Origin of the sequence: Acerihabitans sp., assembly GCF_036398755.1 — a bacterium.
Classification (GTDB): domain Bacteria; phylum Pseudomonadota; class Gammaproteobacteria; order Enterobacterales; family Enterobacteriaceae; genus Acerihabitans.
Map to the genome: position 1 here is coordinate 48,421 of NZ_DASWOM010000073.1, position 6,562 is coordinate 54,982.

The window sequence follows — 6,562 nt, forward strand, 5'->3', positions numbered from 1 at the left end:
AATCCGGGCCTTGCAGGCCCGTTACAGGAATCTTGCCATGACAAAACGGGCATTGTTGTTGAACCCGCGCGATAACTGCGTGGTGGCGTTGACCGATATTCTGCCGGGCGATCGGGTCAGTTATGAGCAGGGGGAATTTATCGCCCTGCACAACGTCACGCTTGGGCACAAACTCGCCATCGGCGCCATGGACACCGGCGCGCAGGTCATCAAGTACGGCGCGATAATCGGCTCGGCCACGCAGCCGATTGCCCAGGGAGGGCATATCCATACCCACAATCTGAAGAGTAACTATATCGAAGGCTATCACCATGATGATGCCGGTTATTCCGCCACCGGGGAGCACGCATAATGCAAGGCTATATCAGGCCGGACGGTAAAGTCGGCATCCGTAATTCGGTACAGGTGATTTTTATGGTGGAGTGCGCCAGCCATGTGGCGAAGCATATCGCCGAGTCATTCCAGCGTCCGGACGTGCAGTATTTTGGTTTTTCCGGCTGTTATCCCACCGACTATGGTTATCGGCTGGTGCGCAACCTGGCGACCCATGTCAACGTCGGCGCGGTGCTGATCGTTTCGCTGGGGTGCGAAAACTTCGATCGCGACCGCCTGGCGCAGGATGTGCTGGCCAGCGGTCGCCCCTGCCATAAACTGGTGATCCAGGAAAACGGCGGCACCACGCAGAGCATCGCGCGCGGCAAGGCGCTGGTGGCGGCGATGCTTGAGGAGATTGCTGTGGTGGCGCAACGGGAAATTACCTTTAGCGATTTGATTATCGGCACTATCTGCGGCGGCTCCGACGGCACCAGCGGCATTACCGGCAACCCGGCGGTGGGCCGCGCCTTTGACCAGTTGTTGTCCCAGGGCGCCATCTGCATGTTTGAGGAAAGCGGCGAGCTTATCGGCTGCGAGGATCATATGATGGCCAGGGCGGAGACTCCCCTGGCGCGTGAACAGATCGACCTGGCGATGCAAAAAGCCAAACGCTATTACTCCATCATGGGGCTGGGCAGCTTTTCCAACGGCAACGCCGTGGGCGGATTGACCACCCAGGAGGAAAAATCCCTGGGGGCCTATACCAAGTCCGGCGACAGTCCGATCGCCGGGGTGATCCTGCCGACGGAAATTCCCACCCGTTCCGGGCTGTATTTAATGGACGTGGTGCCGGACGGCGAACCGCGCTTCGGTTATCCCAATATCAACGATACCTCGGAAATCATCGAACTTATCGCCACCGGGTGCCATGTGGTGTTATTCACGACAGGCCGGGGATCGGTGGTGGGATCGGTGATTTCGCCGATTGTGAAAATCTGCAATAACCCACAGACCTACCGCAATCTCAGCGAGGATATGGACGTCAACGCCGGACGCATCATCAGCGACGGCGCTACCCTTGCCGATGTGGCGGAGGATATTTTGCAGTGCATCCGCGCGGTGGCCGGCCAGGAGCTGAGCTGCGCCGAAAAGCTGGGGCACAGCGAATTTGTCCTGACCTACAAAGCCTTTGATTATGAAAAAAGCGGCTGCCGCATTGCCTGAGCGAGCCGACGCCTATGCCCATATCCGTTCAATGGGCATAGGTTACCCCTCCACTAAAAATGATCATTGCGCATGCGAGGGGTCGTGAGCCCGATCGCTTCACGCTATCTCCCGTCATCTCTAGTATATCTCCCCTCCACGGATAGGCATGATGGCGTTCACGCCGGTTGTGCATAATCTAGCCGTTATATCATTTGTTGAAGATTCCGGCTGTTTTAATGGTTACCGCTGTTTTCTGAAAACAGCGCTGAGCATAATATTTAATTAATGATTTATTATTCCAGGTTATTTATTTGATGATTTTATACACGGCCGCGCCCTAGGGTTACGCGCGTTAAATAATATAGGGTTTTCACCGGCTGGTTACCCTGCAAGTACGGCGGTTCCAAGGGGGCCGCCTACGGTGCCGACCAGCCGGCCACGGGCTGAAACCGTCGCTTGGGTGTCCGTCAAAAATGCCATCGGCAGTGACGTTTCGACACCCGCGGCATCCCCCGAGTGTCGCGGGCCGTAACCCTGGCGATGCGGCGGTAAAGCGGCGCCCGGCGCTTAATGACGCGCTTCGCCCGGTCGCAGGTAAATGAACCAATAGGTCAATCCCACCAGCAGGCCGCCGCCGATAATATTGCCGATGGTCACCGGTATCAGGTTATCCACGATAAAGTTACCCATCGTCAGCGAAGCGAACTGATCCGGGCTGGCGTGGGCGGCCAGCCAGAATGCCGGCGGGGCGAAGTCGCGGATAAGGACGGCCAGGGGGATCAGGAACATATTGGCGATGCTATGCTCAAAACCGCTGGCGACAAACATGCCGATGGGCAGCAGCATGGCGAAGATTTTATCGCTGAGCGAATGGCCCGAGTAGCTCAGCCACACCGCCAGGCACACCATCAGGTTGGCCAGGATCCCCAGGCAGACCGCCTCGATAAAGGTATGATGCATCTTATGATCGGCGGTTTGCAGCACGTTTAGCCCCCAGCCGCCGCCGCCCGCCATATACTGGCCGGCGAACCAGATCAGCGCCACGAAAAACAGCGCCCCCGCCAGGTTGCCAAGATAGACGTTAAGCCAGTTCAGGCTTAATTGCCGCCAGGTGATTTTGCCGCTGGCCTTGGCCACCACCGTCAGCACCGTCGAGGTAAACAGGTCGGCGCCGCACACCACCACCAGGATAAGCCCCAGCGAAAAGCATATGCCGCCCACCAGTTTGGTCAGGCCGCCCGCCGGCCCCGGGCCGGCGGTGACGGTAATATAAAAAGCGAAGGCAATGGAGATAAACATACCGGCGGTCATGGCCAGGAAAAAGGTCATCTCCGGTTTTTTCATGGTCTTATAGACGCCGGCCTGCTCGGCCATTTTGGCCATTTCCGCGGGAAGGCGCAAATCGAAATAATTTTCACTATTCATAATGACTCCCGGTTATTTTTGCAATAATTGCTTGTTATTTACCGTCAGTGCGCATGCTTATAGGGATAAAAAAGAGGGTCGGCAGGGTTGATGCATTTCCCATACCAGAGTTGATTAATGATAAGATGGTCAACAAAGAGGGAGGGTTAATCCAGGGTATTGAGTGACAAGGAAAAATGTAAAAGAGAACTATTCACATTGCGACGGAAATAATCGGCGGCCGGCGTGTAATATAAAGCGTAATATAATTATGTATATAACGAAAGCGCTGGATTTTAACGTTATCCGGCGCCGCTGAGAAAAGAATAAAATCAAATACCGCATCAGATCAAATTAATGAACCGCGTGAATACTTTTTCCCGCCGCTCTCCTCTAAAATGCATCCTAGGAATTAATGTGAATAGCGCGAAGCAAGCCTGATGCTGAAAACGTCGAATGATACTGAACATAGCGGGTTATGGCAGGATGCAATCATCCGGCTCTCGCAGCAGCTTTTTTTCCAGCGCGACGCCGAGTCCCTGCTGGCCGCGTTGCTGCCGCTGCCAATCCCTTGCCAGTACATTGATTTGCAGCTTTCGCTGCCCAAACGGCAGCTGAGTTGCGATAAGAACGGCGCGCGCGCCGCGCCTGCGTCCTGTCCTGGCGAGCCCTTGCCGGAACACCACAGTAGCTGTGCATTGCCGGTGTCCTCTCCCCGCAGACAATTCGGCGAGGTGATATTTACCCGCGCCGACGGCTTTCATTACAGCCGGGAGGAACGGGCTTTTTTGCGCCGTCTGGCGCAACTGCTGGCGCTGGCGCTGGAGAACCTCGCCGTCCATGAAACCCTGCGCCAGGAAAACGACAGGCTTCGCCATGAGCGCGACCATCACCGCATCCTGGTGGATGTGACCAATTCGGTGCTCGCCTGCCTGGATATGGATTCGCTGGCCGCGGAAGTGTCGAAGGAGATACACCGTTTTTTCGGCATCGACTATATCAGCCTGGCGCTGTGCGAAGGCAGCGGCGAAAACGCCTGGCTTAACGTCTACCTGACCCGCTATATGGCGGGTAAACCGATGCGCCGCGAGCAAAAACGCGTGCCGATGGCGGCCAGCCGCCTGGCGGCGCGGGTGCTGGCGGAGTGCCGTCCGCTGCTGGTGAATCTGCGCGACGCGCCGCGGATTGGCGATGAAGATCCCCATTTGGCGGCAATGCTGGACGACGGGCTGCATACCTTGTGCCTGCTGCCGCTGGTGTTCGGGCGCAAACCGCTCGGCATCCTGAAACTGGCGCTGTGCAGCAGCGAAACCTTCAGCGAGGACAATCTGCGCCTGCTCGGCCAGGTCAGCGCCCGTATCGCCATCGCGGTGGACAACGCCCGTTCTTATGATGAGATTTCCCGGTTAAAAGATAACCTGGAACATGAAAACATCTGGCTGAACGAGCAGATACACAATAGCGGCAGCTTTGGCGAAATTATCTGGCAAAGCGCGGCGATGAGCGCGCTGCTTGAGCAGGTGGAGATGGTGGCGGACAGCGACAGCACGGTGCTGATCCTGGGTGAAACCGGCACCGGCAAGGAGCTGATAGCCCGCGCCATCCACGACCACAGCGCGCGCAGCGGCAAACGCATGGTGAAAATGAACTGCGCCGCCGTCCCTTCCGGCCTGTTGGAAAGCGATTTGTTCGGCCACGAAAAGGGCGCCTTTACCGGCGCCACCACCACTCGCCAGGGGCGTTTTGAACTGGCGGAGGGCGGTACGCTGTTTCTTGATGAAGTGGGAGACATGCCTCTGGAGCTGCAGCCCAAGCTGCTGCGGGTCTTGCAGGAACGGGAAATCGAGCGGCTTGGCGGCAGCAGGGTTATCCCGGTGAACGTGCGGCTGATCGCCGCCACCAATCGCGACCTGAAGCATATGGTGGCGGACCGTGAATACCGCAGCGATCTGTACTACCGGCTGAACGTCTTTCCTATCATCATCCCGCCGCTGCGCGAACGGCCGGAGGATATACCGCTGCTGGCCAAATTCTTTACCCAAAAAATCTCCCGGCGCATGAATCGCGCCATCGACAGCATTCCCGCCGACACCCTGCGCCAGCTCAGCCAGTTACCCTGGCCGGGCAATGTGCGAGAGCTGGAAAATGTCATCGAGCGGGCGGTGATACTCACCCGCGGCAACACGCTGAACCTGCGCCTTGATGAGTTGCAGCACGCCGCGCCGATGCCCGAGGCGGCCGCGCCCGTCACGGTGTCTCGGAAAAGGCTCGACGCCGCGCCGCCGGAAAACGACGAGGTGGAACGGACGCGGATCATCCAGGCGCTGCGCGAAGCCAATGGTATCGTGGCGGGACCGCGCGGCGCGGCGTTCAAGCTCGGGGTCAAGCGCACCACGCTGCTGTCGCGCATGCAGCGCCTCGGGATTTCACCTCAGGAGTGGTAGCCCGCCTCGTTGCCGGACCCGCCATGCCCGGCGGGTGAAAAGCCGGTTTGCGTCCGGCTGTTTTTGATGACGCCATTACCGGCTATCGGGGTGATACCGGCTGGCGCGGGTTGGGTCGGCGGGCGTTTTGCTGGCGGGGCAGGGTTATGCCTGGGCGAGGGTGGTTTTGCTTTTATGATAGGTCGGGGAGGGGTTGGTTGGTGGCTTTGCTTTTATGGTAGGTCGGGAAGGGTTTGTTGTTGATTTCGATTTTATGGTAGGCCGGGGAGGGGTGTGTTGTTGGTTTTGCTTTTATGGTAGGTCGGAGAGGGTTTCGCTTGCCATGCGTTGGGGGGTATAGGTATTGCCGGGTGCCGGCAAGCGACCAGAAGGGGCGCCCGCGCGCCCCTTCTGGACTTCCCCGCGTCCGGCAGGTCGTGCGCCGCTGCGCGGTCCCCGGCAGCGCTTCATCCCGGCTGTTGGACCGCCCGGCATGCGTTCCAGACGCAAGCCGGGCTTTCGCCGCTCCCGGCGGCTCATCCAGCCGCGATGCGCGCTGCCGGCGCACTCTATGCCGGCAACAAGGTCAACACCAACGTCTGGAGGAGGGTGCGTTTTTGTTGGATTTTTAGCGTATGCACTTACCGGGCAAAAGATCGGCGTGAATCATTGGCTAACGGCTCATGAGTCATGATTAATGACTTATGACTAACGGCTCATGGCTCATGATTATGGCTAATGGCTAATGGCACATGGCTAACGGCTAATGGCTCATGATTAATGGCTCATGGCTCATGGCTATATGCTGAGTGGTAATGCTAAGTCTTGAGCCTTGAGCCTTGAGTAGTGAATGTTGATGTTTCCCAGGTAAAACCTGATATTCCGCTGTGCCATAATGATGAGCAGCATCTAAATTGCGTGCTCACTCTGATAAACAGCAGCGACGCTATTGTCCCCACAACAACCTGACTGACCGCGACATAGGTCCCGGCATAGAGCGCGCTGACGACGTCTGTGGCCCCGGCATGAGCCGCCGGGAGCGGCGAAAGGCCCGGTAGCGCCGGGAGCGCTAACTGTTGTGGCTTAATGATTTTGGACACCGATTGAGGTTATATTGAGATAACTTTAGGAGGTGTTTCTATGGTTGCTAATCGTTCTTTCTCTCCTGATTTTAAGCGCGAGGCCGCGAGTCTGGTGCTTGATCAACGCTATTC

Annotated in this window: 4 protein-coding genes; 3 read left to right on the forward strand and 1 reads right to left on the reverse strand. The window is 57.6% G+C overall.

Annotation, left to right across the window (positions count from 1 at the left end; all coding sequences use genetic code 11):
• Positions 1 to 37 precede the first annotated feature (37 nt).
• Together VGC33_RS11985 and VGC33_RS11990 are read left to right on the forward strand one after the other, a co-directional pair.
• The gene (locus tag VGC33_RS11985) at positions 38 to 352 is read left to right on the forward strand and encodes a UxaA family hydrolase (protein ID WP_331120986.1); all 315 of its coding nucleotides are present in this window, start codon (positions 38 to 40) and stop codon (positions 350 to 352) included.
• A complete protein-coding gene (locus VGC33_RS11990) occupies positions 352 to 1,539 on the forward strand; it encodes a UxaA family hydrolase (RefSeq protein ID WP_331120987.1) in 1,188 nt (395 codons plus the stop codon). Before VGC33_RS11985 ends, VGC33_RS11990 begins: the two co-directional genes overlap by 1 nt.
• Positions 1,540 to 2,088: 549 nt before the next feature.
• Here VGC33_RS11990 and focA read toward each other — a convergent pair.
• Positions 2,089 to 2,946 (reverse strand): formate transporter FocA, encoded by an 858-nt coding sequence (focA, locus tag VGC33_RS11995; protein ID WP_331120988.1) that lies wholly within the window; start codon positions 2,944 to 2,946, stop codon positions 2,089 to 2,091.
• 419 nt (positions 2,947 to 3,365) lie between these two features.
• Here focA and VGC33_RS12000 point away from each other — a divergent pair, with 419 nt between their 5' ends.
• Positions 3,366 to 5,369 carry a sigma 54-interacting transcriptional regulator gene (locus tag VGC33_RS12000; protein WP_331120989.1) on the forward strand — a complete coding sequence of 668 codons (2,004 nt, stop codon included), beginning with the start codon at positions 3,366 to 3,368 and terminating at the stop codon, positions 5,367 to 5,369.
• The last annotated feature ends 1,193 nt before the right edge of the window (positions 5,370 to 6,562 follow it).